At 69.1% G+C, this 25,538-nt stretch carries 28 protein-coding genes and 1 tRNA gene; 11 read left to right on the forward strand and 18 right to left on the reverse strand.

Translation table 11 applies throughout. The annotated features are described in order from the left end of the window. Window positions 1-80 precede the first annotated feature (80 nt). The 5 genes from FK267_RS00550 (at window position 81) to FK267_RS00570 (ending at window position 4,728) form a co-directional block, all read left to right on the forward strand. Entirely contained in the window at window positions 81-464 is a 384-nt protein-coding gene (locus FK267_RS00550; protein ID WP_141405806.1) for a DUF4190 domain-containing protein, read from the forward strand. Window positions 465-510: 46 nt separating this feature from the next. After that, window positions 511-1,248, forward strand: coding sequence for a glutamine amidotransferase-related protein (locus FK267_RS00555; protein ID WP_075378005.1), 738 nt, complete (start codon window positions 511-513; stop codon window positions 1,246-1,248). A gap of 90 nt (window positions 1,249-1,338) precedes the next feature. Continuing rightward, the gene (locus FK267_RS00560; RefSeq protein WP_141405807.1) at window positions 1,339-2,787 is read left to right on the forward strand and encodes an annexin A7; all 1,449 of its coding nucleotides are present in this window, start codon (window positions 1,339-1,341) and stop codon (window positions 2,785-2,787) included. Window positions 2,788-2,868: 81 nt separating this feature from the next. Then, window positions 2,869-4,266: a hypothetical protein gene (locus FK267_RS00565; protein ID WP_141405808.1), complete on the forward strand. Its 1,398-nt coding sequence runs from the start codon at window positions 2,869-2,871 to the stop codon at window positions 4,264-4,266. Window positions 4,267-4,425: 159 nt separating this feature from the next. After that, complete coding sequence (locus FK267_RS00570; RefSeq protein ID WP_141405809.1) at window positions 4,426-4,728, forward strand: hypothetical protein; 303 nt, start codon at window positions 4,426-4,428, stop codon at window positions 4,726-4,728. Between the two features lie 91 nt (window positions 4,729-4,819). On the opposite strand, the gene FK267_RS00575 is transcribed toward FK267_RS00570, so the two are convergent. The 6 genes from FK267_RS00575 to FK267_RS00600 all read right to left on the reverse strand — a co-directional run bounded on the left by FK267_RS00575 (window position 4,820) and on the right by FK267_RS00600 (window position 8,669). Then, on the reverse strand, window positions 4,820-5,506 hold the full coding sequence (locus FK267_RS00575; protein WP_009406653.1) for an SDR family oxidoreductase: 687 nt from the start codon (window positions 5,504-5,506) through the stop codon (window positions 4,820-4,822). 148 nt (window positions 5,507-5,654) lie between these two features. Beyond that, complete coding sequence (locus FK267_RS00580; protein WP_101559011.1) at window positions 5,655-6,389, reverse strand: glutamine amidotransferase; 735 nt, start codon at window positions 6,387-6,389, stop codon at window positions 5,655-5,657. Window positions 6,390-6,456: 67 nt separating this feature from the next. After that, window positions 6,457-7,278, reverse strand: a complete 822-nt coding sequence (locus FK267_RS00585; protein WP_101559012.1) for a nucleoside phosphorylase-I family protein — start codon at window positions 7,276-7,278, stop codon at window positions 6,457-6,459. 247 nt (window positions 7,279-7,525) lie between these two features. Further along, window positions 7,526-8,047 carry a hypothetical protein gene (locus FK267_RS00590; RefSeq protein WP_232622456.1) on the reverse strand — a complete coding sequence of 174 codons (522 nt, stop codon included), beginning with the start codon at window positions 8,045-8,047 and terminating at the stop codon, window positions 7,526-7,528. Beyond that, a complete protein-coding gene (locus FK267_RS00595; RefSeq protein ID WP_141405810.1) occupies window positions 8,040-8,228 on the reverse strand; it encodes a helix-turn-helix transcriptional regulator in 189 nt (62 codons plus the stop codon). Before FK267_RS00595 ends, FK267_RS00590 begins: the two co-directional genes overlap by 8 nt. 36 nt (window positions 8,229-8,264) lie before the next feature. Next, window positions 8,265-8,669 carry a PTS sugar transporter gene (locus FK267_RS00600; RefSeq protein WP_141405811.1) on the reverse strand — a complete coding sequence of 135 codons (405 nt, stop codon included), beginning with the start codon at window positions 8,667-8,669 and terminating at the stop codon, window positions 8,265-8,267. A gap of 312 nt (window positions 8,670-8,981) precedes the next feature. Between FK267_RS00600 and FK267_RS00605 the strand changes: the two genes are divergently transcribed. Continuing rightward, window positions 8,982-9,350 carry a hypothetical protein gene (locus FK267_RS00605; protein WP_141405812.1) on the forward strand — a complete coding sequence of 123 codons (369 nt, stop codon included), beginning with the start codon at window positions 8,982-8,984 and terminating at the stop codon, window positions 9,348-9,350. A 144-nt stretch (window positions 9,351-9,494) separates the two neighbouring features. Next, window positions 9,495-12,548: an ATP-dependent RNA helicase gene (locus FK267_RS13730; RefSeq protein ID WP_141405813.1), complete on the forward strand. Its 3,054-nt coding sequence runs from the start codon at window positions 9,495-9,497 to the stop codon at window positions 12,546-12,548. A 208-nt stretch (window positions 12,549-12,756) separates the two neighbouring features. Here FK267_RS13730 and FK267_RS00615 read toward each other — a convergent pair whose 3' ends face one another. After that, window positions 12,757-13,218 carry a nuclear transport factor 2 family protein gene (locus FK267_RS00615; RefSeq protein WP_075378011.1) on the reverse strand — a complete coding sequence of 154 codons (462 nt, stop codon included), beginning with the start codon at window positions 13,216-13,218 and terminating at the stop codon, window positions 12,757-12,759. Between the two features lie 515 nt (window positions 13,219-13,733). Here FK267_RS00615 and FK267_RS00620 point away from each other — a divergent pair. Further along, window positions 13,734-14,483: a hypothetical protein gene (locus FK267_RS00620; RefSeq protein WP_141405814.1), complete on the forward strand. Its 750-nt coding sequence runs from the start codon at window positions 13,734-13,736 to the stop codon at window positions 14,481-14,483. Window positions 14,484-14,746: 263 nt separating this feature from the next. On the opposite strand, the gene FK267_RS00625 is transcribed toward FK267_RS00620, so the two are convergent. The 9 genes from FK267_RS00625 to FK267_RS00665 form a co-directional block, all read right to left on the reverse strand. Further along, a complete protein-coding gene (locus FK267_RS00625) occupies window positions 14,747-15,589 on the reverse strand; it encodes a hypothetical protein (protein WP_141405815.1) in 843 nt (280 codons plus the stop codon). An 8-nt stretch (window positions 15,590-15,597) separates the two neighbouring features. Further along, entirely contained in the window at window positions 15,598-15,894 is a 297-nt protein-coding gene (locus FK267_RS00630; protein ID WP_141405816.1) for a hypothetical protein, read from the reverse strand. A 94-nt stretch (window positions 15,895-15,988) separates the two neighbouring features. Then, window positions 15,989-16,417 (reverse strand): hypothetical protein, encoded by a 429-nt coding sequence (locus tag FK267_RS00635; RefSeq protein ID WP_141405817.1) that lies wholly within the window; start codon window positions 16,415-16,417, stop codon window positions 15,989-15,991. A 28-nt stretch (window positions 16,418-16,445) separates the two neighbouring features. Further along, window positions 16,446-17,576 carry a helix-turn-helix domain-containing protein gene (locus tag FK267_RS00640; RefSeq protein ID WP_141405818.1) on the reverse strand — a complete coding sequence of 377 codons (1,131 nt, stop codon included), beginning with the start codon at window positions 17,574-17,576 and terminating at the stop codon, window positions 16,446-16,448. Further along, on the reverse strand, window positions 17,573-18,013 hold the full coding sequence (locus FK267_RS00645) for a hypothetical protein (RefSeq protein WP_141405819.1): 441 nt from the start codon (window positions 18,011-18,013) through the stop codon (window positions 17,573-17,575). Before FK267_RS00645 ends, FK267_RS00640 begins: the two co-directional genes overlap by 4 nt. Before the next feature lie 41 nt (window positions 18,014-18,054). Continuing rightward, a complete protein-coding gene (locus FK267_RS00650; RefSeq protein WP_141405820.1) occupies window positions 18,055-18,498 on the reverse strand; it encodes a hypothetical protein in 444 nt (147 codons plus the stop codon). Window positions 18,499-18,644: 146 nt separating this feature from the next. After that, window positions 18,645-19,106 carry a hypothetical protein gene (locus FK267_RS00655; RefSeq protein WP_141405821.1) on the reverse strand — a complete coding sequence of 154 codons (462 nt, stop codon included), beginning with the start codon at window positions 19,104-19,106 and terminating at the stop codon, window positions 18,645-18,647. Window positions 19,107-19,133: 27 nt separating this feature from the next. Continuing rightward, window positions 19,134-19,601, reverse strand: a complete 468-nt coding sequence (locus FK267_RS00660; protein ID WP_141405822.1) for a helix-turn-helix domain-containing protein — start codon at window positions 19,599-19,601, stop codon at window positions 19,134-19,136. Between the two features lie 18 nt (window positions 19,602-19,619). After that, entirely contained in the window at window positions 19,620-19,859 is a 240-nt protein-coding gene (locus tag FK267_RS00665; RefSeq protein ID WP_141405823.1) for a helix-turn-helix transcriptional regulator, read from the reverse strand. Between the two features lie 123 nt (window positions 19,860-19,982). Here FK267_RS00665 and FK267_RS00670 point away from each other — a divergent pair, with 123 nt between their 5' ends. Both FK267_RS00670 and FK267_RS13530 read left to right on the forward strand, forming a co-directional pair. After that, window positions 19,983-20,501, forward strand: coding sequence for a helix-turn-helix domain-containing protein (locus FK267_RS00670; RefSeq protein ID WP_170198561.1), 519 nt, complete (start codon window positions 19,983-19,985; stop codon window positions 20,499-20,501). Window positions 20,502-20,915: 414 nt separating this feature from the next. Continuing rightward, the gene (locus tag FK267_RS13530) at window positions 20,916-22,208 is read left to right on the forward strand and encodes a tyrosine-type recombinase/integrase (RefSeq protein ID WP_141405825.1); all 1,293 of its coding nucleotides are present in this window, start codon (window positions 20,916-20,918) and stop codon (window positions 22,206-22,208) included. Between the two features lie 65 nt (window positions 22,209-22,273). Here FK267_RS13530 and FK267_RS13370 read toward each other — a convergent pair. Then, window positions 22,274-22,362: transfer RNA gene (locus FK267_RS13370), tRNA-Ser, on the reverse strand. A gap of 132 nt (window positions 22,363-22,494) precedes the next feature. After that, a complete protein-coding gene (locus tag FK267_RS00680) occupies window positions 22,495-23,088 on the reverse strand; it encodes a nucleoside deaminase (protein WP_198498113.1) in 594 nt (197 codons plus the stop codon). Window positions 23,089-23,256: 168 nt separating this feature from the next. On the opposite strand from FK267_RS00680, the gene betT reads away from it, so the two are divergent. Beyond that, the gene (gene betT, locus FK267_RS00685; RefSeq protein ID WP_141405826.1) at window positions 23,257-25,491 is read left to right on the forward strand and encodes a choline BCCT transporter BetT; all 2,235 of its coding nucleotides are present in this window, start codon (window positions 23,257-23,259) and stop codon (window positions 25,489-25,491) included. Window positions 25,492-25,538: the final 47 nt, after the last annotated feature.

The following is a 25,538-nucleotide window of genomic DNA, read 5'->3' on the forward strand; positions in this document are numbered from 1 at the left end:
GCCGGCCACTTGGCGGCTCCCACCCGATTCGTCCGCGGGAAGGATGCCGTCTGCGGGCGCCGACGGTGCATGATGTGCTCATGAGCACCGTCGGGACCTCCACGCCAGGGCAGAGCGCGCCACGCTTCTCGCCGAGCTCGGAGCAGTACGTCGACGGACTTCCCCCGGGATTCGTCTTCCCCGGAACCGAGAATCTCGATCCGGCAGAAATCTTCTCCGGCCCCGGCTACACCGCACCCCGCCCTCGCAGTGACTCCGGGGCGACGGCCGCCCTGGTGTGCGGACTGCTCAGTTTCATCCCCCTCGTCGGCGTCGCCGCGATCATCCTGGGCATCAGTGCGCTGCGGCGCCTGCACCACAGCTACAACTCCGGTGAGGGACTGGCCTGGCTGGGCCTCATTCTGGGCACCATCTCCCTCATCCTGTGGCTCTGCGCCCTCATCCTCATCCTGTTCGTGGTCTAGAGGTCACACGGCCACGCCCGGCCAACCGGTCCCCTACAGTGGTCCCGTGAAGCCTTTCATCATGGTGACCACGCGCCCCGAGCACGAGGCGGCGCAGGACGAGTACGAGTCCTTCCTGGCTCAGAGCGGTCTATCGCGCGATGACCTGCAGCACATCGCCCTGGAGGAGGTCGATTTCCTCGACTCCTTCACCGCGGCCGATGTCTCCGGGGTCCTCATCGGGGCCAGCCCCTACAACGCGGACACGCCGGCGGCCGAGAAGACCCGCAGTCAGCTCAACGTCGAGGAGCAGATCCGCGAGCTGCTCGGGGTGATCCTCAAGGAGGGCATTCCCCTCCTGGCCACGGGCGTCGCGCTCCAGGTGCTGGCCGCGTACCTGGGCACCGGGACGCAGGAGGAGTTCGGTGAGGAGCTGGGCGCCGTCGACCTGTTCCTGACGGCCGAGGGCCGCGAGGACCCGGTCCTGAAGGGGCTCCCCCAGGCGGTCACGGTCTTCGCCGGCCACTACGAAGGAGTCGGGGAGGTCCCCGCGCACGCGACCCTGCTGGCGAGCTCGCCGGACTGCCCGGTCCAGATGCTGCGCGTGGGCAGGAACGTCTACGCCTGCCAGTTCAACCCCGAGCTCGACGCCGTCCAGTTCGAGCGGCGTGTCAGTATCTACGACGAGGCCGGTTATGGTGACCCGGACATGAGCGAGGACATCCTCACCCAGGCCCGGTCCTCCGAGGAGCACGACGCCGGACAGATCATCCGTAACTTCGTCTCGCACTTCTCCCGCAGCTGAGCTGCCGCTCCTTGGGGCCGCACGCCCCGAACGACTCGGCGGTCCAGGCGCGGTTCTGGAGCTGAGAGCCACGATCATCAGGACGTTGTCATGACTTACCCGCCCGCCTATCCGCCGCCACAGGGATACAGCGGCCCACCCAACCCGCAGTACCCGCCGCAGGCAGCCTATGGCTCCGTCCCGGCGGGCGCCCCGCAGAACGGGGCGACCTACGGGCAAGCGCCGACGCCGGCCGGTCACGGCGCGTACATGCCTCCCGCGCAGAGCGCAATTCCGACCCAGTCAGTGCTGCGCCCACCCGGGGCTCCCTCCTTCTCGGGCCAGCCCTATCCGTCTGCGCCCATGCAGGCCTCCGCGCCGCAGTATCAGCCATATCAGCCGTACCAACCGCAACAGCAGCAGTTCCAGCAGTTTCAGCAAGGCGCGGGCTCGAGCACCGGGTCGGCATACCTGAGCGGAGCAGTCACCGCTCCGGGCTACTCCTCTCCTGCCAGGCCACCGCAGGTGGGCGGCCCGCGCCCGGGAACGACATCATCCCGGCCCTTGGATGCACCACACCATGTGCCATGGCGCGGTTTGAAGGCGGCGACACTGGTCATGATGATCGTTGGCTGCGCCCTTGAGGGCGTCATCTATGTCACCTTTCTTCTCGCTTTGGCGCGGGGCAGCGTGTGGAACACAGCCATCATCTCGACGCTCTTATTTATTATCGCCACCCCAGTGATCTGGTGGCATTATTTCGGATTACGCCACCTCTTCCACAACCGGCCAGTCACTGAGATATTAGGGCTCGCACTGTGGTTCGGCTACGGCGTTGTCACCATGCCCATCGCCGGCGACAGTCAGGACCCGTACACCAGCGTGCAGAACGTCACCTTTGTCCTCCTACTCATCGTCACCGCAGTGGGCGCCATCCTCACCACACGCCTCAACCAACGCTTAACGACTCCGCAGCCGTGGCCCACCACCTTGGCCCTGGGAGCCTGCCAGTTCGTGCTCATCAACAGCGCCGTACACATTTCATACCTCGCCATATCGGCCTACGTAAGCATATCGGCAGGAAGGGGCCTCAGTAACTACACGACCAGCGCCTGGTTCATATGGTCAGAATCAGGGGGTGCCGGCCTCCCCATCGCGGCAGGGCTACTCATTTTCACCATCGTCACCTCCCTGGCCACCGCAGGCCTGTTCCTGGGAATGCGGCGCCCTTCCAGCGCATCGTTCCGAATCGTGTCCACAAGCGCCGTCTCACTTTTGACGCTCTATAACATCGTCGTCGTCCTCGCCTACGGGTTGCCCACCGCTGGCGAGTACGCTTTTCAGCCATCCAGCACAGGAATCGCGATGGCGATCATCATCGGCCAGGGAGCCCTCCTCATCGGTTCAACGCTGATGGCCGGACGCCGATCCGCAGCCACTCCTCCCGGTGGCCACAGCCGGCAGCAGTATGGCGTCGCGGGCACAGCCGGCCCCCACGGCATGCAGAACCGCTTCAGCAGGCAGCACCGCTCCCAGTCGCAGTGGGGGAGCGGGTACTGATCCCGCCCCACCACCGCAGGGTCGGCACACGACATCACCTCGGTCATCGACACCGACCGACAGGTCAAGCACAATGCCGATATGCGGCAGCCACCTCAACCTCAGAGCAGCTCCACACCGACGCCGTCGGGCACTGACGGATACGGCCCGGCGACGCCATACGGCGTGATGCCACACGGGCCGCACGCCCCCGCGTCGCCACCGCATGCGGCCCTCACGCCGGGCCACGGCCCCCAGAGCGGGCAGCAGGTCGACTACCCCTATCTTTTCCAGGCCCAGACCGCTCCTCCGACGCAGCCGGTGGCGCCGCACCTGTCCAGCATCGGCCAGCCGGCCAGCAGTATCGTCACCAACGGCGCTGATATCGACCCCTATTCGGCCGGGCCCACTGCCAGCTTTCCCAGGTTCGCCCCCGCTCCAACCCCTAGCCCCCTCCCCATGACCCCACAGCCTTTCGCGCCGACAGCACTGGTCGGTGCGCCACCGCTCGGCGTCACCCGCACGACCGCCTTGCCCTCACCCACCCGCTGGAGGCGAGACCGGGTCATCGCCCTCGTCACAGCCCTGATCGCTTGCGGAACTCAGGTCGCATGGGTCCTCTACGACCTCCACAGGCAACCCAGATTCACCGCCCCTCCGGGTTTCACACTGAACTTCATCCTGTACTTGATGTTCTACGCGCTCGGAACGCCGGGTGTTTGGTGGTTCGTCCTTCACTTTTCGTCACTGAAGACTATCTTTGAGAATCGCCCCACCTCAGTCATGGTCGCCGCGACGTTTCAGATACTGCTCATCGACATCTTCATATTCAACGACAGCATCATTGTCACTCCGATGCCGATTCTGTGCCTCCTGACGACCGGCAGCGCCGCAATCGCCGCAACCATCATGAATCAACACACACCCACTGCGCGACCGTGGTTCGTCACACTTGGATCAGCAGTCAACCTCTTCATTCTCGTCATGGCGCTTCACCAGCTGGCGACTTCTGTGCGCTACATGATGAGCGGCATCAACGCAAGTGAGCGAACGATCAACCTCTGGATGTCGGTCTCAGCCGCACCCAACTACCGAGGAGCACCTCTCGTCAGCGGTATCATCCTCATGATCGTCACAGCCTTCATCGCAACCACCAGCCTCTACCTGGGTTCTCAGAACCATCACCGAGTGGCGTTCTCACGCATCGTCGGCGTTGCTCCATTCATCATGGCTCTCACGAACATGTACATCCTCCTCGCATATGGCATTTCCGCTACCTCCATCGGCTCGGCGCTCGGGCTGAGCAGCATGGGACAGTCGTTCCCGTATGTCCTTTTCCGAGCGTGGGCTGCATCGATCCTGCTGGGAGCCATCGCCGTCGGGATTATCGTGCTACTACACCGACACACGTCCGCCATGAAGCACACGACGCATCAGTTCACACCAGTGGCCACAAGCAGGAAACAACCCCAGTACGTGAGCTACCGGCCCTACCTGTAGGAGAAACCTCCGCCCACCACTACCTACAGTGAGCAGAGTCACTCACTTATCCCCATCCGCAGACCCATCGGTTCCGAACTCCTGGTGACGGTGCACTACGTCGGTGCACCACCACTCACCTGGCCACGTCGCCAGCCCATGTCACCAAGGAGTTCTCCCATGCGTACTCGCAAGATCGTGTCAGCCGCCCTGCTCGTTGCCGCCCTCACCGTCGGCACCGCCGCCTGCGGCTCCATGAATGCCGACAAGGACAAGATGGAGCAGACCTCCACCCCGAACGGCACCATGAGCGACGGCAAGATGTCTGATGGAAAGATGAGCGATGGAAAGACCGAGGACGGGAAGATGTCGGATGACAAGATGTCCGACAGCCCCACCTCCGGCAGCATGTCGGACGGCAAGATGAGCGACGACAAGATGTCGGCCGCCCCCTCGGCCAGCGCCATGAGCGACGGCAAGTAGACCTCACCATGACCCGAACGGGCTCCGGTCCACATTCACTCAATGAGTGCGGACCGGAGCCTTTCTGATGCCTACCCCACGAAGGTGGCGATCATGACAGGTCGGCGTACTCCTGCGGTACGTCAGCAACAGCCTGGGCTATGGGGGTGTCGCCGTCGTAGAAGGGGATGACCTTACCGATACTGGCCGGCTCGGCGAGCACGGCGGTGATAACGCGGGCGACGTTCCCACGCGACGTCGGCGCCTTCGAGGTCGGGGTGCCCTTGGGGACGCGAGCCACGGTGATGGCACCGGTGGGTTCATCCAGGGTCAGCAGGCCCGGCCCCAAGATCGTCCAGGCCAGGTCGGTGGTCTGCAGGTGTCGGTCTGCCGCGATCTTGGCAATGGCGTAGGCGCGCAGCGGGTGGTCGTCGGGAACCTCGCCGTAGGCGGTGAGGAAGGAGACCATGACGTAGCGCGTGACCCCGGCTGCGGCGGCGGCCTCCATGGAGCGGATGGCGGCGGCGCGGTCGACGGCGTCGGTACGCTCCGGGCCTCCCTTGCCGCCGGCCCCGGCGGACCAGACGATCGCGTCAGCACCGGCGAAGACCCGGGTGAGCTCAGCGACGTCGGCTTCCTCGACGGACAGGACCAGCGGGGTGGCTCCGGTGGCGGCGACGTCGGCGGAGTGGTCAGGGTTGCGGATGAGGGAGACGACCTCGTGGCCGGCGTCCACGAGCAGCGGGGCGGCCAGCAGCGCGACCTTGCCGTGACCTCCGATCATGACGATGCGGGACATAAGCGAGCCCTTTCTGTACGTTCCTGGAGCATTCGGGGCCGATCAGACACATCGCCCCGGGTGATGCCCCACTATCCACCCCACTTGCACCGTACGCGCCCCCTTCTCGCGCTGCGCGAACTGGGGCATCGCGCCGACAGCGCGCCCGTCAGTCGCGGGCGTGGACGGACACGAAGTTGGCCAGGAGCTTCCAGGAGTCGGAGACGTCGTCGAGGCGCACGCGGGCCTGGAGGTCGGCGAGCTCGTCGTCGGCGAAGTAGCCGTGACCGGCGTAGAAGCCGAGCCGGTGGGCGAGGTAGTCGCCGTCGAGCTCGGGGTGGAACTGGGTGGCGTACAGGTTGGACCCGATCCGGAACATCTGGACCGGGCAGGCCTCACCGGTTCCCAGGACGACGGCGTGGGGCGGCAGCGTCGTGACCGCCTCCTTGTGGGCGACGAAGGCCTGGAAGACCTTCGGGACGCCCGCGCAGATGGGGTCGGCCAGGCCGGCCTCGGTGAGAGTGACGTCGGGAGCGGTGACGGCCTCGCCGTAGGTGGTGTCGACGACGGCGCCCTGGTGGCAGGCGAGCGTGCCCACGCCGTAGCAGGCGCCGAAGAAGGGGAAGTCGGCCGCGACGACGCGGTCGAGCAGGCCGGAGAGCTCGGCCTCGACCCGCTTCTGGGTGGCGGACTTCTTCTCCGCCGGGGTGGAGGCGTTGAAGGGGGAGCCACCCACGAGGATGCCGGACCAGTCGTCCAGGTCGACCTGGGGCAGGGACTGAGACTCCAGGCGCAGGCGGCGGAGCGTGGACTCGTCCAGGCCGGTGCGCTTGAGGAACGCCTCGTACTCGGCGTCGGCGGGCTCATCGTCGCTGCGGGTGGCCAGGAAGAGGAAGGGTTTCACGAGATGACCTTAACGGGGGCCGGCAGCCTGGGCAGCATCCTTTTCCACGCCGTTCCCAGAATCACGTTCAGGAACCGGCCCGCAGGCTTCTGAGGATCTCCTCGACGGCGGCCAGGGTGACTCCGGAGGCCTGCCTCAAGGAGAGCTGCGCCCGCCCGAGGTTCCCACCGGCGGCCGGGGCATCGAGGTAGGTCAGGGCGGAGACCGCCACTCCCCTCGAGGCCAGGACCATGGCTTCGGCCACGGAGTCGGTCACGGCGGCGTCGGCGCCCAAGGAGACCAGAGCGCGAGACTCGGCCGGGCTCGGGCGCAGTGGCCCGGGCACGAGGGCGACAACGGAGCTGCCGCTCACGCCGCGCAGGCTCCCCAGGCGCTCGGTGAGCGTCGCGTCCCAGCCTGCCGAGACCATGCCGGGGGCCGGGAAGAGGGAACCACCCGAGACATTGAGGTGGTCGGCGACGACGCGCACCTGTCCCGGCGCCGAGCCGCCGGCCACATCACCGGAGCCGCGCAGCGGGGTGGCGCGGGTGACGAGCAGGGCGGCGCGCAGGCGGGCCCCGCTGGCGATCCGGGCCAGCGCCGTCGCACCGCGCGCGGCCCCACCCTCGTACATGCTGGTGCGACCACGGGCGACGAGGACACCGAGTCCACCGCGCTCGTAGGACACGAGCGCGTCCTCGTGACCGGGGGCGCTGGGGGCCTCAACACCGGGCAGGAAGGACAGGCGCACTCGCGCCGACGGACGCCCCCAGGCCTGGTCGAGGTCGCGCAGGAAGGCGGGCTCGGCGACGACAAGGAGGTCGTGGCGGGCGCGGCCCGTGGCCAGGAGGATGGAGGCGCCGTCGGGGTCCTCGTCCCAGATTCCTGGTGGGGCGGACTGCTGGACCATGGATTCTCCTCGGGTGCGCCCGGGGCGGGCGGTGGGACAGGGAACGATGGCCGGCGCGGGGCGCCGGTCAGGGTGGAGCGAAGTCTACGCGAAGACGCCGGTGGTCGCCGCCCGCACCCATCCCACGCTCACCAACCAAAACTTCAGAATCGACGCGGCTCCGGGTCGATTATGAAGATTTTGTCGATCTGTGTGCGGGCCAGGCGGTGCACCGAGCGGGCGGCAGGCTCGGGCGCACCTCCACGATCTACATCGTGCGGTTGAAGTAGATGCTTCCTCCGATGAAACTGACCAGCTGCAGCCACAGGACGACAACAATACCCAGCTTCATCGACCCTCCGAAGGCACCCACAGTGCAAACGACAACATTGCCGACGAGCCCGACGACGCCAGTGAGCGCCCAGGCCCGCTGCGAGGCGGCCCTGTCCCGCTCGTCCCCCCGCTTCTCAAGCTCACGGACAACGAAGGTCTCGTATCCGCGCCTCTTGGCGACGATCAGGGCGACGTAGACGAGCATCATGGCTGACGCTCCACTGGCGCCACCATAGAGAAAGCCGTTGGACATCGGGATCGTCAACGCCGCCACCCACAGAAGGGTCACGACGGCGACAACGTAGACCATGCGCCCGACGACGGGCGGCCGCGGCTTGGCGTCCTTCAGGCCCGCCCGAGCACTCGGCGTCGAGTCGGAGGAGGACGAACCGGCGGCCGCAGCGGAGGAAGGGGTGGGCGTGGGCGGCGTGAGCGGCGTGGGCTCTGACTCAGACATGGAAGATCTCCTCAACAGTGGTCTCGAAGTAGCGGGCGATGGCGATGGCCAAGGGAAGGGAGGGGTCGTACTTGCCCTTCTCGATGGAGTTGATGCTCTGTCTGGAGACACCCAGGGCGACTCCGAACTGGGCCTGGGTGAGACCACGAGCCTCGCGCAGGCTGCGCACGTCGTTATCCACGGTCTTCACCGCCCGGGGCGCGGCGAGACAACCGGCTCACGCCGCAGCCGCGTTCCGGACGGCACGCAGTCGCGGGGACAGCCACGCGACACCGACGATGGAGACACCGATCATGGCGGCGCCCATGAGGTGAACGACCAGCGGAAGTGGTCCGGCCGAGAGATGACTGGTCGCCGGGAACACGAAGCTCACCATGATGCCGGTGGGGAGGGCGCAGACGAAACTGGTTTGCTGCTGTCCGAGCTTCTTGAGGAGCTCGGACGCCTCCTCGGCACGGACCTCGGGCAGATGGCGAGCCGAGTACCGGTAGACGAGCAGGTAGAGGACGATCCCGGCGACGATGCCACCGACCACCCCGGCAACGAAGGTGACAGCGGAGGAGGTCGACGACGTGGCGGCCAGGACAGAAGGAGCGGAGACGGCGGAGAGCATGGCGATCATCCCTTGATTAGCCAATCACCCCGAGAGAGGGTGTCATGTTTGCTTGACATGTCTAGTGTGCTTGACAGGGCCGACCATGTCAAGCGTGCTTCACTCGAAGAGTCCGGGTCCCCCTGACACCCCACCCCATACGAACTCATCAACAAAAAATTCAGAATCGACGCGGCTCCGGGTCGATTCTGAAGATTTTGTCGATCTGCTTGCGAGCCAGGCGGTGCACCGGGCGCACGCAGGCTAGCAGCGCGCCACCTTCACGCAAACGTTATTGCACACAATGTGCAAGAACAAAGGAGTATCGCTTAGCATCCCACCATGGCTGAGCGCACGTACACCATTAATGCACCAATCGATCAAGTTCGATCAATCGTTACCGAGTTCTTCACTCAGGAGGGCTGGACCGTCGCGCCCTTCTCCACCGATACCCTCCAGATCACCCGCGGCAAGAAGGGCATGTCCATCGCCTTCGGCGCACTCATGGGCAGCAACTTCTATCTTTCGCAGAACCTTCAGTTCGGGACCGGCCCGCACGGTGAGACCCTGGTGCGCTACCTGTCCTCGACGGGGTCGGCCATCATCGGCGGCGCCCTGGGCATGCGCAAGGCCGTCAAGACGCACGCCGAGTACGCCGAGAAGCTCGCCGACGCCCTGCAGGCCCGAGACATCCTCATGAGCATCCGGTAGCCGCCGGCTCCTGCGCGTCTCCCCTCGTCCCTATCCCCCCACTGCGCCTCCGGTCCTCCACTGCCCGGGGGCCACCTGCTGCGCAGCCCCCTCCCCCGATCCGACGTCTGCCCCGTCCACTCCCCCACCGGGCACAATCGGGGCATGACTCGCACCGGGCCGCAGGGCCACACGCAGCCCCCGCAGACCGACCCCATCAGGGCGCTGCTCGCCTCGCCGCCGGACCTGCCTGTGGTCGAGGTGCTGCCCGAGCTGCGGGAGCTCCTCTGCCCCAGCCTTTCCGCCTCCAACGACGCCGGCGCCTGCCTGGTCCTCACCGCCCCACCCGGCACCGGTAAGACGACGCTCGTCCCGCCGCTTCTGGCCGACGTCCTTACCGACGTCCCTGCCGGCACCCCGGGGCGCGCCCAGGAACGCCGGCCGGGCCGCGTCGTCGTCACCCAGCCGCGACGCATCGCCGCCCGCGCGGCCGCCCGCCACCTGGCCGACCTCCTGGGAGAGGAGGTCGGCGGCATCGTCGGATACGCGGTGCGCGGGGAGCGGCGCGCCGGCCCGGACACGCGGATCGAGGTCGTCACCGCCGGGCTCCTCCTGCGCCGTCTCCAGCGGGACCCGGAGCTGAGCGGCGTCGACGCCGTCATCCTCGATGAGGTCCACGAGCGCTCCTTGGACAGCGACCTGCTCCTGGCCCTCCTGGCGGACGCGCGCGCCGCCCTGCGCGAGGACCTCACCCTCGTGGCCATGTCCGCCACGCTCGACGCCGACCGCCTGCGCCGCATCCTGGGCGGCTCGTCGGGCAGTTCCTCGGGCGGTGCCGCCCCACTGGTGGAGGTGCCCGGGCGCCTCCACCCCCTTGAGGAGGTGTGGGCGCCGCCGGAGCGCACCGGTCGCCTGGGGCCGCGCGGGGTGCCGCGGGAGTTCCTCGCCCACATCGCCGCCACCGTGGAGCGGGCCCTGGACGAACGCTCCGGTGACATGCTGGTCTTCCTGCCCGGGGCCCGCGAAGTCGACGACGTCGTCTCCCGTCTGCGCGGTGCGGCTCCCGAGGGCGTGGACGTCCTGCCGCTGCACGGTCGCCTGCCCGCGAGCGCCCAGGATGCGGCCCTGGCCCCGAGCCCGGCGGGGCGGCGGCGCGTCGTGGTGGCCACGAACGTGGCCGAGTCCTCGCTGACGGTGCCCGGGGTGCGGGTGGTGGTGGACTCCACGCTGGCGCGCGAGCCGCGCCTGGACGTGGCCCGCTCCATGAGCGGCCTGGTGACGGTGGGGGTCTCGCGGGCGGCCGGGGTGCAGCGGGCCGGGCGGGCGGGGCGCGAGGGGCCCGGCGTCGTCTACCGCTGCTGCTCGCCCACGGACTGGGCGCGCTCGCCGCTGGCTCCAACCCCGGAGATCCTCTCGGCCGACCTCACCGGTGCGGCCCTGGAGCTGGCCGTGTGGGGAGTTCCCGACGGCGCGGGACTGGCCTGGGTCGATGAGCCGCCGGCTGCGGCGCTGGCGGCAGCACGGGAAGCGTTGGAGCACCTGGGCCTGGCCGGCGCCGATGGCGTGACGCCCCTGGGGCGGGCGGTGGCCGGGCTGCCCGCGGGCGTGCGTGAGGCGCGGGCCCTGCTGGCGACGACGCCGGTCCTGGGGGCGCGGCGGGCGGCGCGGGCGACGGCGCTGCTGACCGCCGACCTGCGCGCGCCCGGCGGGGACCTGACAGCCCTGGCCCGACAGGTGCGCGGTGGCGGTGCCGGGTCGGGGGCGTGGAAGGCGGAGGCACGCCGACTGGAGCAGGCCTGCCGGCGCGCCACCTCAGAGCAGTCCGGGGCCCCCGAGGACCCGGGCTCCGCGAGCAGTGGACCACAGGCTCCGGGCGCAACAGAGGCAGCCGGTTCGCCGGGCACGGGCCGAGACCGGGAGACTCCCGGACGGCCCGAGGATCCGGCCGCCGCGAGCAGTGGACCGCAGGCACCTGACGCGTTGGGGATCTCCGGCTCGCCGGCCACGGGCCGGGAGGATGCGGGCCGGCCCGGAGGCGTCGGCGGGGATGCTCCCGGGAGCAGCGAGGGCGCCGGGGCGCACGACCTGGAGTCGGCGGTGGCACTGGTGGCCGGGACGGCGCAGCCGCAGTGGATCGCGCGACGTCGGGGGCCGGCCCCGCAGGCGGGCAAGGAGGCGCACTACGCGAGCGTCGCCGGGACCGGGCTGCGCCTGCCGGCGGGCTCGGCGCTGGCGGAGTCCGAGTGGCTGGCGGTGGCGGGCGTGGACCTGACCAGTGGGCGCGGCGACGCACTCATCCGGGCCTCGGCTCCCCTCGATGAGCAGACGGCCCTGGAGCTGGCCGGGGCCTGGCTGACCGAGGAGGAGCGCACCATCTGGGAGGGCGGACGCCTGCGCACGGAGCGCCTGCGCCGCCTGGGGGCCATCACGCTCACCACCACCCCGGGGCCGCCGCCGGGTCCGGCGCAGGTGGCGGAGGCCGTCGTCGCACGGGTGCGCGCCGCCGGGGCCGATGCCGGCCTGGCCGTGCTGCCCTGGGATGAGGAGGCCCTCGGCCTGCGCGCCCGCCTGGCCCTGCTGCACGAGCACCTGGGCGAGCCCTGGCCGGATGTGAGTGGTGCGGCCCTGGTGGAGCGGGCCGAGGAGTGGCTGGCCCCGACGGTGACGAGCCTGGCCGGGCAGGCCGGAGGGTCAGGCGGGTCGGGTAGGCCCGGTGAGTCGGCGGCGTCGGGCCCGGGGAGTCGCCGTTTCAGCCTGGAGCAGCTGGACGTGGCCCAGGCGCTGCGGGCGCTGCTGCCGTGGCCGCAGGCGGCACGCCTGGACGAGCTGGTGCCCGAACGCATCGAGGTCCCCTCCGGCTCACAGGTGCGGGTGGACTACACGGGGGTGGCCGGCAGGGCGGCCGGGACAGCTGGCTCGGTGGGTTCAGCAGGCCCGGCCGAAGCCGGGCAGGTGGGTCGGCCGGTGCTGGCGGTGCGGGTCCAGGAGTGCTTCGGCTGGGAGGCCACGCCGCGGATCGTGGAGGGCCGGGTGGCGGTGCTGCTGCACCTGCTCTCTCCGGCGCGCCGGCCGGTGGCGGTCACCGACGACCTGGCCTCCTTCTGGGAGCAGGGCTACCCGCAGGTCCGCGCCGAGATGCGGGGCCGCTACCCCAAGCACGCCTGGCCGGAGGACCCGTGGAACGCGCCCGCCACGAGGGGGACTGGACGGCGTCGGTAGGCGGGGGCGAAGCTCACCCCGGGCCGTCCGGGGACGGTGGGCGACGAGTGCCGCAACGGGAAACGAGTACCGCGGCGGACCGGGGCTACCGGTCCTGTCAGTCCTGCCAGCACCACTGGGGCCCGCCGAAGGGCCCCGACCCCGGGGCCGTTCACGAACCGCCCCGGCCGGCTCACCAGCCCGGAGGGCAACCAGCCGGGCAGGGGCCTCACCAGGTGGAGGCGTCCAGGCGGCTGAAGCGGAAGCCGGTGGGGTTGCGCTCGGTGTCGGGGTCGGCGTCGGGCACCACGTATCCGACGATCTGGAGGTTCCAGGTGCCGCGCCCACCCCACAGGGTGGCCGTGGTGCGGGTGCGGCCGCGCACCACCGGGAAGCCGGCGATGGTGTCGGGCTGGACGGAGACCACCTCGTGGTCGTGGTAGCGCATGGCGCCGTTGGCGATGTCGCCGAGCCACTCGACCTTGGGCTGGGGGTAGCCGGTCATGTGGGTCAGGACGCAGTAGTCGGTGAGCAGGGCATCAATCGCCTTGGTATCAGCGGCGACCATGGCGTCGCACAGGAGCGAATAGAGGTCAGCGGCCGCACGCGGCGCGATCTCGGAGGCGTGGGGGTGCGGGGCCTGAATGCGGGAACGGGACAGGGTTCGGGATTCGTGGGGACGGCGACTCATAGGCCAAGAGTACGGCCCGACGTCGAATACATGAGGGACCAAGAGCTCCGGCGGCCGGGTCGGGGCACGGGGCCGCAGCGAGCGGCAACGGGCCGCATGAGGCGGCGACTCCACGAGGGTGAGGATCTACTGGCCGGGGGTTGTGCGTACTGGACGAGCCCCCGACCCCCGTGGAGTACACCCGCCCCTCCCCCAGTGACCCCGGCCCTCGTGCAGTACAGGCGTCTCACGACGTCGAGCAGCCACCGGCCATCAACACGGGCAGCGCCGCAACCGGCAACGCGAAGGGCCCGCCGTACAGCTCCTGGCTGCTCGGCGGGCCCTCCCGTGGCGGTAGCGCTGGGATTCGAACCCAGGGTGGCTATGAACCACGTAGTAGCAGAGGGTTGCAGCACGGTCCACCCCTTTCGCTTTTCGGCACTATCTCAACGTTTCTGCTACAGCGAAGCACTAGGTAACTGCGAGTAGTTGGCGAGAGTTGTGGGCAATATGTGGGCACGGTCTATGCTCTTGGCGTGGACGAGACGTTCTGGGCTGCCGCCGGAGTCGTTGTGGCGCTGGTCGTGGGCCTTGGCGGCATCGGCTTGTCGTTGTGGAGCATCATCACTGCACGTACGGCGAACAGGACCGCCGAGGAAGCAAGCGGTGCTGCGGCTGAGGCGAACCGGCTCGCAGCGAAGGTGCATGCAGACAACCTCAAGCTGCAAGCGCCAATCCTTGTTGTGAAGACCTTCGCCCCTGGAGACACCGGAGTGCAGGTCGTGGTGCACAACTACGGCTCCGGCCCGGCAGTCTCGGTAAGCATCCGCTTCGATGACGACGACACTAACGACCGCTTCCCGCCGTTCGCACCAGGCACGATGCGGGTGATTGAGGCTGGCGGGGACGGCGTGTTCTGGGCCCCCGTCAGGAGCGATGAGTATCTCGCTCGCGTGGGTCCCGACGGCCGTATACGCATCAGGTGGGCGAATCAGCTTGGGCAGTATCAGGAGGAACGATCTGCCACGCGAGCGGCCGCCAGGGGACTCTTCAACGCGATGCTTCGTCGCAGCATGCAACAGCTTCGTGAGTCGGATGACTCTCAACACCTCGAGTCGGACGAGCACGGCCAGGACGGCACCAAGCAGAGCAGCGCGGGAGAGAGCACAGGCAACGGGACTCAGGATGTCACGGAAACTGACCACGACTCCGTCGAATCCGGAGAGACCTCATCATCCGCTCCGGCGCCGCAAGACGGGATTCCCCCTCAGCCCCTTCCTCAGTGATTCCAAGGGATTATCCGTTTCCGAGGAATCGCGAAGAGCGCGAACTGACCACCACCCCACTTCCCGACCACACGGAAGCACCTCCAGTTTTCCGCAGCATCACAGGCAAAAGTCCAAGTCTGGAGATTGCCAGACCCGTACACAGAAAAAACAACAGCATCTCACGGTAGTGGGGCGGGGTGGGGTACGGGGTCCCCACCCCGCCCACTTCCTCGAGTCGAACGTCTGTGCGACGGTTACGAGCGAGATGGCGCGCGGTGGTGTCAGCGGTAGATCTGTTCGAGGTCGCGCCAAGCGCTCTTGATCTCTTGCAACCGCTCGACGGTGAGCTCGACGCCGTCGTCCATGGTGATCCTGCCGCCGTTGGGCACGAGGCTCTGGCCGGATTCGGAGAAGGCTGGCTCTTTGACCAGGACGTTCACGGGCAAGTCGATCCCGTTATGTCCGTGCTGGACGCCGGTGTAGGCAGGCAGATCCTCGCGCACCCGTATGAGTGTGCGCTGGCGCTCGAGCAGGGCGTGTTGCTTGGACAGGTCGAGCTCGGGAACCGCGATCTGCTCGGGGACGAATCCCATGGCCCTGTTCCGGGTTTGAAGCGCCGTGATGAGACGGGGCAGCCCGACGTTGGCGTCGAACTGCGCAGCAGCGTTCCTGCACTGCGTCTCTGCCGAGTTCAGAGCTTCCTGATACGCATCGGCTGCGGACTGGAACTCAGCTCTTGCGTTGGCGATGATCTTGTCGGCGTGCTCGATCATCAGGTCGCAGAGGCGGCGGTAGCTCTCCTCGAGGGCGGCGTGGGTGGCGGTGGCGGTAATGGAGGCGGCGTGGTTCTCCCGGTGGGCCCGGTCCACATTCGGGGTGGCGTCGAGTCCCTCGGTATCGCCGGCCAGGATCTTGTTCTTGAGGGCTTGGGCGTCAAGGAGCTCGGCGCTCTTCAGGTTCTGTTCACACGCCTCCTTGCTGGCGGCGACGTGGGTCTCCTCCCACTGGATCTCGAGGGCGTCGATCTTCCTGGCCAGGGCGACGACGTCAGCCGGGAAGATCCGTTCGTCGGTGGGGAGCACGGAGATGTTCTGGCGGTCGATGGCGGTGCTGTTGCGCTGCATGGTTCTCCTCACAGGGTTGGCATGGCCGCGGCTAGGTCAGAGGCCGTGGCGGTGGTGTTCGGGGACGTGAGGCGCTTGGCAACCTGCACCGCTCCGGAGTAGGCCGAGAAGATGCGGTTGTTGGCGGCATTGACGTCCTTGGCCGTGTAACCCTCTGCGAGGAGGGCGCGGCTCACCTGGCGGGCGTAGTCGGTGACGGCTTCGTCTCCGCTTGCGAGCAGGTCGGTGGTGGTGGGGCGTCTGATGTCTGCGGCGATCTCTTCCAGGTGCCGCTGAGTGAATCGGAGTGTGGGCGGTGGTGTCATGGTGTGTTTCCTTTCAGCCGTGCTGCGGTACGGGCAGCGGGGTTGTGTGGGATCGGACGGTGTCGGTCCCCGGCATGGTCCGGGGAGCCGGCACCTACTTGGTGGTGACGTCGAGCAGCGCCGTCGTGGCGTCCTGCTCGGTGACGGCGGGGCGGGCCGCGGTGCCGGCGGCCCACATTGCTGCGGCCGTGCTGAAGCCGTCTGGGGCGCTGGCGGAGGCGGCGTTGGCGAGGGCCTCGGCGCCCAGGGAGGCCAGGGCGTCGAACTCTGCTGCGGCCTTGACGCGCTCGTTCCGGGTGGCGGTGAGGGCGTCGAGCATCTCCGTGCGTAGCCGGCGCCTGTCGGCGGGGTCGAGGTCGGCCAGGTCGGCGGCGAGCGTGGCCACGGCTGGGGCCTCGGAGATGAGTGTGAGGCCGGCGCAGCCCGTGGCTGCGAGGACGTCGAGCTGATGGCGGTGGGTGCCGCCGGTGAGGTCGTCTATGGCGTCTCGAAGGTGGGTGAAGGCAGGGGTGTTGGGTCGCACGGTGGGGGTTCCTTCCTGGTGTTGTTGGTCAGGCCCGGGCGAGAGCTCGGGCAGGTGCGCGTCGGGGTGGCGTGGCCACGGCGGCGATCTCATCGGCCCGGCAAGCGGGGCACACGCCGCTGCGGGTCAGGGGGCGGTCATGGGTCGGGCAGTACCGGTCCGGGCTGCGGTTGCGGGACGGTGGCGGCGTGGCCACGGCGGCCCGTAGCGCGCGCACCAGCAGCCCAGGACCGGCGTCGGGTGGCAGGTCACTCAGGAGCAGCTGGATGTCCCGGGCACGCCATCCCCGAGCGGTGAGCGGAGCCACCAGCATCGCCACGTCGACGCGCAGCCCGATAGCGCACCGATGGCGACGGACGACGTCGACGGCGTCCCGACTCTCGCCCGGATCCCCCGCGCTCGCGGCCCCGGCGGAGCCGGCGGCCGTTGAGGTGCTCTCCTCCCGCCCGCCGTCGTCGAGCTCGTGCCCGCGCTCCGGTTGGTTGAGGGGGGTAGGGGGGAGGGGGATTGTTTGATCTTGGTCTGATCGGAGGACATGGTGTCCTCCCTGGAGTGCAGATTTGTCCTCCCTGGAGCACTCAGAGGGGACATGGTGTCCGCCCTGGGTGGGGTTATCCACAAGCGCCGCTGGGTTCAGGGAGGACATGGTGTCCTCTCTGGCGTGGTTATCCACAGGGCTCGTGGTGGTCGGAGACGCTGTTGTGGTGTCCTCGGGGCGATCGGTACTGGCACCGATGGGGATGGTCTCACCACTGGCGGTGAGGACCTGGACGTCATCGGCACTGGCACCGATAACGGGTGGGATGGTGAGGGTGTAGCGGGGTGCGCGGTGCTGGGAGGCCTTGGCGGTGAGGGCGAGGAATCCGGTGGCCTCGAGCCGGCCCATCGCTCGCCGTACGTTGCGCCGGCTCATCCCGGTGGCTTCGGCGAGGCGCTGCTGGGGCGCCCAGGCGTCGCGCACGTCGCCGGCTCGGCGAGCCAGGACGCACGCGACGTGCCGGGCGGAGGGCTCCAGCGGGCTTGTGGGCGCCTCGACGGCGTCCAGCCACTCCCACTTGCTCGCAGCGATCGCAAGGTTCCTGCCGGAACTGCGGCGGCCACTGGCGGCTACCGCAGCAGGCCCCATCGGCAGGGCCGCGAGCGCGGGGGTGGTGGTCATGCGTCGTGCTCCTCGAGGTCTCGAGGGTCGTCGGGCATGAGGATGGGGGCGTAGACGGCGATGGTGGCCGGGGTTGTGGTGAAGGTAGGGGCGCCGTGGGTGAGGGTATGGAGTGCGGCTGTGGCTATTCGTGGGAGCTCGTCGGCGGGTAGGTCGGCGGCGGCGAGTGCCTCGATGCGGTCTGCGGTGTGGAGGTTGATGGTGCCGATGCGGCGGCGGATGCCTTCGGGGGCGTTGTCGTCCTCGACGTAGCGGATGGGCTGGGTGTCCCGCTCGATGGTGATGGCGGGCGTTGCCAGGGCGTGGGCAAGGTCGTCACGGGTGGTGGTGTCGACGGTCAGGCCGACGGCCGGCGCGACCACGTGGCATGTGGGGCGGAGAGTGGTGGGGCCTGCGGTGGCTGGTGGCCGTGGAGCGGCTGTGGGGAGGTCGAACATGGGTACGTCCTCCCATGGGGCGGGGGCTGGTCTGCGGCGTCTCATAAGGTCGCCATCTCCTGGTGGGTGGTCGCTGCTGGCTGCGTGGCGGCGGTGAGTGCTTCGAGCTCTTCGTCGAGGCGGGCGGTAGCTGGGATGGCGACACCGATGACCTGGCAGTCCTGGTGGTCTAGGTGTGGGCACTGCATGGCGACTGTCGTCCACTGGTCGGCGTGGGCGGCGACGTCGAAGGCGCATACGGCGATGGCGGGCAGGTCGGAGATCAGTAGGTCGGGGGCGACGCGCAGGAGGACTGCGTGGCCGTGCTGGATGTGGATGGTGGCGACGTCACGGAGCGCTCGCTGCTTGTGGTTGGGGAGCTCGTCGAGGAAGTACTCGGTGCTCTGCTGGCGCACGCCGAACTTGATGCCGAGGGCGTCGAGCGTGGCCATGCTGTCGACGGTGGGGCAGGCGGTGGTGGGGGTGGCGTAGTAGTGCAGGCTCATAGGGGTTGCCTCCTGGTGCGGGTTGAGGGGTTCTCCAAGGCGGGTGGGGATGGGGTGGTTGGGAACTCCGTGGGTGCCGGCCGTCGGGCCGGAGTGTTCAGCCCTGCTGCTCGCGGTTGGGGCCGCGAGCGCGGGGGTGGTGAGGGTCATCGTGGTGTCCACGTCCCTGCGGTCTGGTAGGCCTCGAGGGCACGGGTGTAGGTATCCAGGGCTGTGCGTAGGTGCTGGGCTGCCTCGGGTGAGTCGATGACGACGTCGGGGATCACGAGGACGGGGGCGTCGAGGTTGCAGATCGCGGTGATTCTCACGGGTGTGTTGACGCCGGTGCCGGGGACGGGGCCGAGGTCGGCGATGTGCTGGCCGGGGAGGCAGGCGGTGGGGTGGCACCACGGCAGGTGGCCGGTGGGGGATGAAGCCGTTGGCGTGGGCTCGGCGTCGTCGGGGTTGCCCCATCGTCCGCGGCCGTGGTCGTCGTTCGTGGTCACGGAGCTTGTCGTGGCCACGGGCGAGTCGAGTCGTCCTGAACCGGCGAGGACGTCCGGGCGGGCGCCTTCGGGGTGGGAGTAGCTGGGTGTGCTGGCGGGGGTGCAGGTGGTTGGGGGTAGCATTGTGGTGATCCGATCTACTGGCTTGGGTCAGGCCCCCGCGTTGCTGACTGGCGCGGGGGTCGTCTTGTTGGTTGTCCTGCTGCGGCTTCGGCTGCGGTGCGAGCGCGGGACGGCTGCGGTGGTGGGTTCTGGTGCTGTGCGGCCGTGGTTGAGGCGGGCGCGGATGGTGTCGAAGCCGGTGCGGCGGATCCGCCAGTGGCCGTTGTCGGGCAGCTGGTAGGCAGGGAGGAGCCCGGTGCGGCACATGGCTTCTACGGCTTGGCGGTTGGTGCGCATGATGCGGGCGGCCTCGGCGGTGGTCAGGTCGCAGCCTCGGGCGGCCTCGAGGGCGCGGGCGGCTGCGGCGTTGAGGGCGGGGGTGTCGAGCTCGTAGGCGTTGGTCAGGCCCAGAAGTGCCAGAGCCGTACGCGCATCGACGGGGTTGACGGCTGGGGCGAGGTCGGCCGGTGTTGGTGCGGTTGGGGCCGCGAGCGCGGGGGTGGTGCCGGTGGTCATCGTGGTGCGCCTGTCGGGTCAGGCGTCGGCCAGGACGCTGGCGGGGTCGGTGACGCACTCGGCGAGGTAGTTGTCGAGGTCCTCGAGGCGGTAGCGGATCTTGCCGCGTTTGCCGCCTCCGAGCTTGAGGTAGCGGGGGCCTCGGCCCTGGAAGCGCCAGCCGGCGAGTGTCTGGGGTGCGTAGCCGAGGTAGTCGGCGGCTTCCTTGGGTGACAGGGTGCCCGACAGGCCGGACAGCGGGGCAGCGGGATCAGGCATGGCAACCTCCATATCGAATGACCTGATTCGAGATCAGTGTCATACTAACACGTTTTTCGTGTTGCTCTAACATTGATATCGTGTTGTCTATGCGGTATTGCAGTCAACAGTTACGATTGCAGGGTGGCTAAGGTGGATGACGAACGCATCGGCGCGCTTGTTGCTCGCGCGCGAGCGGAAGCAGGACTGTCACAGTCGGCTTTGGCTGAACGTGTGTCCTCGACTGATGGCATGGCGTGGACCCAGACCACGGTGTGGAACATCGAGCACGGGGAGCGGGCCTTACGTGCTTCAGAGCTCCCAACTTTGGCTGTGGCACTAGGAGTGACCGTCGACCTACTCCTGCGCGGAGTCGGTGGTCCTTACACGGCTCGCGCAGCGATCCGAGACCTCAAACGGGCGCACGAAGAGCTGGGGTGGAGGCTTGCCGACTTCGCAACTGCGCGAACAGAGGTAGCAGACCTTGATGCCGAGGATGCCGAAACCCTTGGCGACCTAGATCCTGAGGATGCGAGCGCAGCGCTAGCCTCTTACACACTCCGAAGCGCCGCCGAAGTAGCAGCAACCAGTGTTTCTGAACTGTGGGCCGAAGAGAGGGCGGGTAACGCCCCTCTGACCGGTGAGGACATCTTGAACATGTGAGTCCTGCTGGCGGGGTGAACTGGGTTGTGGGCTCCCGCTGCGGGTGGTGGGGCGTGTCGTGCGCGTCCTGCTAGTGGGGGCGTGCTCGCACGTCTCCGTGAGAGGCCCACCGTCGGCCGCCGGCCCCGCTACAGGCATGGGGGCGTGGCCACGGGCGGTCCTCTCGGGTGAGGTGGCCGGCGGCTGCCTCACAGCGCCGGAGGCGGGTGGTCGGTCCCCCGCCACGGCCCGGGACTACGGCGCACGCCGCCAGGCCCGGAAGGTGCCCCGGCGCAGTCCCGGGCACCCCGCATCCCCTACCGCACGACGGCCACCCCAGTAGGCGGCTGACGAAGCTGGTGGGGCAGTCAGGAAGGGCCGACAGTGGCGACCATAGAGGCGTACAGGACAGCGAAGGGCGAGAAGCGGTGGAGGGTGCGCTACCGCACTCCGGAGCGCCGTCAGACCGACAAGCGCGGTTTCAGGAGGAAGGCGGACGCGGCGGCCTTCGCGGCGTCCGTCGAGGTATCCAAGTCCATGGGGGCCTACGTGCCCGCGAGCGCGGGGCGGGTGACGGTCGGTGACCTGTCCGGGCCGTGGCTTGAGCGGAGGCGTGGCGTGGTCAAGCCGAAGACGGCGGTGATGGATGAGTCTGCGGTGCGGGTGCACGTGCTGCCGCGCTGGGGTGGTGTGGCCGTGGGTGATGTGCGGGCCTCGGCGGTGCAGGCGTGGGTCAGTGAGCTCGTGGCCGGCGGGGCGGGGTCGTCGACAGTGCAGGCGGCGCATGGGGCGCTGCGGAAGATCTTGCAGGATGCGGTGACGGATCGGCAGATCGTCGTGAACCCGGCTGCCGGTGTGCGCCTGCCGAAGGTGGTGCGGCGTCGTCGGACGTACCTCGACGTCGAGCAGCTGGCGCGGTTGGCCGTGTGCGCCGGGGAGCTGGGGCCGGTGTTCCTGGTCCTGGGGTGGACGGGGCTGCGGTTCGGTGAGCTGGCCGGCTTGCGCGTGGAGGACGTCGACGTGCTGCGGAGGCGGCTGACGGTGCGTAGGACGGTGTCGGAGGTGGCCGGGCGGCTTGTGGAGGGGACGCCTAAGACGGCGCAGGGAATCAGGTCGGTGCCGTTCCCGGCGTTCCTGGCGCCGGTGGTTGGGGCGCAGCTGGCGGGGAAGGCACCGGATCGTGAGGCCTTCTCCTCGCCCCTGGGCGGGCCTCTGCGGGGCAACTACATCCGTCGGCGGTTCTTGGCGCCCGCCCGGGCGCTCGCGGGTACCGCTGTGGAGCGTGTGCAGGCTGCGGTGGGCGTGGCCACGAGTGCGCGGGGGCCTGTCTACGGGGAGGCGACGGTAGCGGCTGTGAGGGCCTGGCAGGCCCGTCACGGGCTGGCGGCCACGGGTGCGGTGGACGTGGCGACGTGGGAGGCGCTGGAGGCCGCTGAGGGGCTGGAGGGGCCGGCGCTGGTGCTTGAGGAGGGGGCCAGGGACTTCGGGGCTCTGACGCTGCACGATCTGCGGCACACGGCGGCGTCGTTGGCGATCAGCTCGGGTGCGAACGTGAAGGCGGTTCAGACGATGTTGGGGCACCGGTCGGCGGCGATGACGCTCGACGTCTACGCAGACCTGTTCCCTGATGACCTGGACGCCGTGGCCGGTGCTCTTGATGCTTTGGGTAGCGCCACGACGTCGGAGATTGTGGGCAATATGTGGGCAATTCGGCCCGTGGCGGTGTGATCGGCCGGGAACTAGGAAGGCCCGTCACCGCGACTTTTCGTTGCGGCGACGGGCCTTTCCCGTGGTGGCGGTAGCGCTGGGATTCGAACCCAGGGTGGCTATGAACCACACAGACTTTCGAGATCTGCACCTTCGGCCGCTCGGACACGCTACCTCGCCCACGAGGTTACACGGACGTTGCCCCGCTCCCCAACGCGACGTCCTGCGGTATCAGTCACGACCGACGTCGCTCCCGGCCGGCCCAGCGACCCCACCGAGCCCGGCAGGCCCAGCCGGCGGGGCCCCGTCAGCGGCGGTCGGCGAAGAAGGCGGTCAGGAGGTCCTGGGACTCCTGGGCGCGCAGGCCGGCGCGCACCTCAACCTGGTGGTTGGCGCGGGTGTCGCGCACGACGTCGCGCACCGAGCCGCAGGCCCCGGTCCTCGGCTCCCAGGCCCCCAGGACAAGTCGGGCCACCCGGGCCAGGACAATGGCGCCGGCGCACATGGTGCACGGCTCGAGGGTGACCACGAGGGTGCAGCCGTCCAGGTGGGAGTCGCCCAGAGCGGCGCCGGCGGCACGCAGGGCGCGAATCTCGGCGTGCGCCGTCGGGTCGTGCTCGGCCTCGCGGGCGTTGGCGGCCTCGGCCAGGACCGCCCCCTCCGGCGAGAGCACGACGGCACCCACCGGCACCTCCCCAGCCTCACCAGCCGCCCGGGCCAGTTCCAGGGCGCGCAGCATGGCGGCGTCGATGACCGGGCCGGCGGCCGGGCTGAGGGTCGGCTTGATGACCGTGCCGCCACCCCGCCCCGCGGCGACGCCCGCCCACCCGCCGGGCGCGCCGGCGTCGGAGCCCGGGCTGAACGGGCTCGGCGGCTGCGCAGAAGAAGGTGAAGACGTCACGAATTCATTATCTCGTTATAGGCTCCCGACGACATGCCCGGGCTCGGACAGTCGCCTGCCCCCGCGGCCCCCGGCGGCCCCGGCGCCGCACCCCGGGCCAGCACCCCAAGCCCCGCCACGATCCCATAGAAGCCCCCGCGAAGACCCCACGAAGAACGGAGCAGGTCGGTGAGCCGGTCCCCCGAATCGAGCGATGAGAGCGAGTCCGCGCCAGACGGCCCCTCCAAGGACTCAACCCGGCCGGCCCCGTCGTCGGACCGCTTCTCAGTGCTGCGGCTCCCCGGCGGGTCCCTCCCCGGCGCCCTGCTCGGCAAGCTGCCCGGCAAGGAGCCCCTCAACCCGGTGGTGTTCTTCGTGTCGGCCACCATCATCGCGATCGTCGCTCTGGCCGCGCTCGTCGCCCCCAACCTCGTCAAGAGCGCCTTCGGGGCGGCCGTGACCTGGACGAGCCGTTGGTTCGGCTCCTTCTACATCCTGCTCATCACGGCTGCGCTCGTCTTCATCCTGGGCCTGGCCTTCTCCCGCTTCGGGCGCATCCGCCTGGGCCCGGACAACTCGACGCCCGACTTCTCCACCTTCGCCTGGACGGCCATGCTCTTCGCCGCCGGCATCGGCACCGAGATCCTGTTCTTCGCCGTCGCCGAGCCGGTCGACCAGTACGTGCACCCGCCCACCGGCGACGCCCAGGCCATCCCCCCGGCCGCCCGCGCCCGCGAGGCCATCGTCCTGTCCCTGTTCCACTACGGCATCTCCGGCTGGGGCCTGTACGCCCTGGTGGGCCTGGCCATGGCCTACTTCGCCTACCGACGCCGCGACACCCTCACGCTGCGCTCCACCCTGCGCCCGCTGCTGGGGCGGCACACCGAGGGCGTCATCGGTGACATCGTCGACGCCGCGGCCCTGGTCGGCGGGGTCTTCGGCATCGCGGCCTCGCTGGGGGTCGGCGTCGTCCAGCTGAACGTGGCCCTCAACATCCTGTTCGGGCTGCCGCAGGGCTTCCCCACCCAGATCGGGCTGACCGCCCTGGCCGTCATCATGGCCACCGTCTCGGCCGTCTCCGGCGTCGACCGGGGCGTGCGCGTCCTGTCCACCATCAACGTGCTGCTGGCCATCGGCCTGGCCCTGTGGGTGCTCGTCACTGGTGACGCAGCCTTCCTCATCGACGCGCTCATCGGCTCCATCGGCGACTTCTTCACCCGCTTCCCGCAGCTGACGCTGGAGACCTACGCCTACAACCGCCCCGAGGACTGGCTCAACGCCTGGACCCTGTTCTTCTGGGCATGGTGGATCGCCTGGGCGGCCTTCGTGGGCATGTTCCTGGCCCGCATCTCACGCGGGCGCACCATCCGGCAGTTCGTGCTCGGCAGCCTCCTGCTGCCCTTCAGCTACATCCTCATGTGGGTGGCGATCTTCGGCAACCACGCCCTGGACCTGGTCATCCGCGGCAACGGCGAGTTCCGGGACATCACCCTGGAGCGCCCCGAGCAGGGGCTGTACTGGATCCTGGAGCACCTGCCGGGCCAGAAGATCCTCATCGCCCTGGCGCTGTTCGTGGGGATCCTCTTCTACGTCACCAGCGCCGACTCCGGCGCCCTGGTCATGGCCAACCTCTCCAGCCGCATCCGCTCGGCGCGCCAGGACGCCGCCGCCTGGCTGCGGATCTTCTGGGCAGCCCTGACCGGGATCCTCACCATCGCGATGCTCGTGGCCGGCGGCATCCCCATCCTGCAGCAGGCCACCATCGTCATGGCGCTACCCTTCTCCGGGGTCCTCATCCTCATCATGTACACCCTGTGGCGCTCCCTGAGCACCGAGGACACCTACAACCAGGCCCTGAGCCGGGCCGACCGCAACCGGGCCCTGGGCTTCAACGGCTCGGCCGCGGGGCTGGAGCAGACGCCCTGGCGCGAGCGCCTGACGCACACCCTCAACTCGGTCTCCCCCGACGAGGCCGGCAACGCCATGGAGCGGCGCATCGTGCCGGCTCTGGAGGCGGTGGCCACCGAGCTGCGCAAGGAGAACGTCTCCGCCGAAGTCTTCGTCGAGGGCCCCGAGGCGCAGGACCCCGACGACGAGCGCACCTTCCTGGGGCGCGCCAGCCTGGTGGTCTCCTCCCACCCGGCCACCGACAGCGGCGAGGAGCAGTCCAGCTCCATCGACTCCTTCCGCTACGTGGTGCGCATGGTGGTCACGCCGGTGCCCGCCTACGGCTTCGCAGTCCACGAGGCCGACGACCTCACGGTGCGCCTTGAGGTGCGCCCGCACAGCGGCGGCCAGGGCTACGACGTCGTCGACTGGAACTCCGACCAGGTGGCCCACGACGTCCTCGACCACTACGAGCGTTGGCTGGAGTACGTGGGCACCTCCGAGAAGAGCGAGTCCCGGTTCTCCCGCCGGCTCTGAGGCGCGCGCCGGCGCCCGCTGTCGGGGCTGCCCCGGCCCCGCTCGCC

This window comes from Actinomyces oris, assembly GCF_006546825.1.
In the GTDB taxonomy this organism is placed as follows: Bacteria; Actinomycetota; Actinomycetes; order Actinomycetales; family Actinomycetaceae; genus Actinomyces; species Actinomyces oris.

Excerpts from the sequence above, each read along its gene's own strand:
- FK267_RS13730 (WP_141405813.1), top strand. The coding sequence starts at position 9,495 with ATGACTCGCACCGGGCCGCAGGGCCACACGCAGCCCCCGCAGACCGAC.
- FK267_RS00665 (WP_141405823.1), bottom strand. The coding sequence starts at position 19,859 with ATGCCTGATCCCGCTGCCCCGCTGTCCGGCCTGTCGGGCACCCTGTCA.
- FK267_RS00600 (WP_141405811.1), bottom strand. The coding sequence starts at position 8,669 with ATGATCGCCATGCTCTCCGCCGTCTCCGCTCCTTCTGTCCTGGCCGCC.
- FK267_RS00590 (WP_232622456.1), bottom strand. The coding sequence starts at position 8,047 with ATGTCTGAGTCAGAGCCCACGCCGCTCACGCCGCCCACGCCCACCCCT.
- FK267_RS00565 (WP_141405808.1), top strand. The coding sequence starts at position 2,869 with ATGCGGCAGCCACCTCAACCTCAGAGCAGCTCCACACCGACGCCGTCG.
- FK267_RS00605 (WP_141405812.1), top strand. The coding sequence starts at position 8,982 with ATGGCTGAGCGCACGTACACCATTAATGCACCAATCGATCAAGTTCGA.
- FK267_RS00630 (WP_141405816.1), bottom strand. The coding sequence starts at position 15,894 with ATGACACCACCGCCCACACTCCGATTCACTCAGCGGCACCTGGAAGAG.
- FK267_RS00625 (WP_141405815.1), bottom strand. The coding sequence starts at position 15,589 with ATGCAGCGCAACAGCACCGCCATCGACCGCCAGAACATCTCCGTGCTC.
- FK267_RS00660 (WP_141405822.1), bottom strand. The coding sequence starts at position 19,601 with ATGACCACCGGCACCACCCCCGCGCTCGCGGCCCCAACCGCACCAACA.
- FK267_RS00655 (WP_141405821.1), bottom strand. The coding sequence starts at position 19,106 with ATGCTACCCCCAACCACCTGCACCCCCGCCAGCACACCCAGCTACTCC.
- FK267_RS00650 (WP_141405820.1), bottom strand. The coding sequence starts at position 18,498 with ATGAGCCTGCACTACTACGCCACCCCCACCACCGCCTGCCCCACCGTC.
- FK267_RS00615 (WP_075378011.1), bottom strand. The coding sequence starts at position 13,218 with ATGAGTCGCCGTCCCCACGAATCCCGAACCCTGTCCCGTTCCCGCATT.
- FK267_RS00640 (WP_141405818.1), bottom strand. The coding sequence starts at position 17,576 with ATGACCACCACCCCCGCGCTCGCGGCCCTGCCGATGGGGCCTGCTGCG.
- FK267_RS00570 (WP_141405809.1), top strand. The coding sequence starts at position 4,426 with ATGCGTACTCGCAAGATCGTGTCAGCCGCCCTGCTCGTTGCCGCCCTC.
- FK267_RS00550 (WP_141405806.1), top strand. The coding sequence starts at position 81 with ATGAGCACCGTCGGGACCTCCACGCCAGGGCAGAGCGCGCCACGCTTC.
- FK267_RS00645 (WP_141405819.1), bottom strand. The coding sequence starts at position 18,013 with ATGTTCGACCTCCCCACAGCCGCTCCACGGCCACCAGCCACCGCAGGC.
- FK267_RS00560 (WP_141405807.1), top strand. The coding sequence starts at position 1,339 with ATGACTTACCCGCCCGCCTATCCGCCGCCACAGGGATACAGCGGCCCA.
- FK267_RS00585 (WP_101559012.1), bottom strand. The coding sequence starts at position 7,278 with ATGGTCCAGCAGTCCGCCCCACCAGGAATCTGGGACGAGGACCCCGAC.
- FK267_RS00575 (WP_009406653.1), bottom strand. The coding sequence starts at position 5,506 with ATGTCCCGCATCGTCATGATCGGAGGTCACGGCAAGGTCGCGCTGCTG.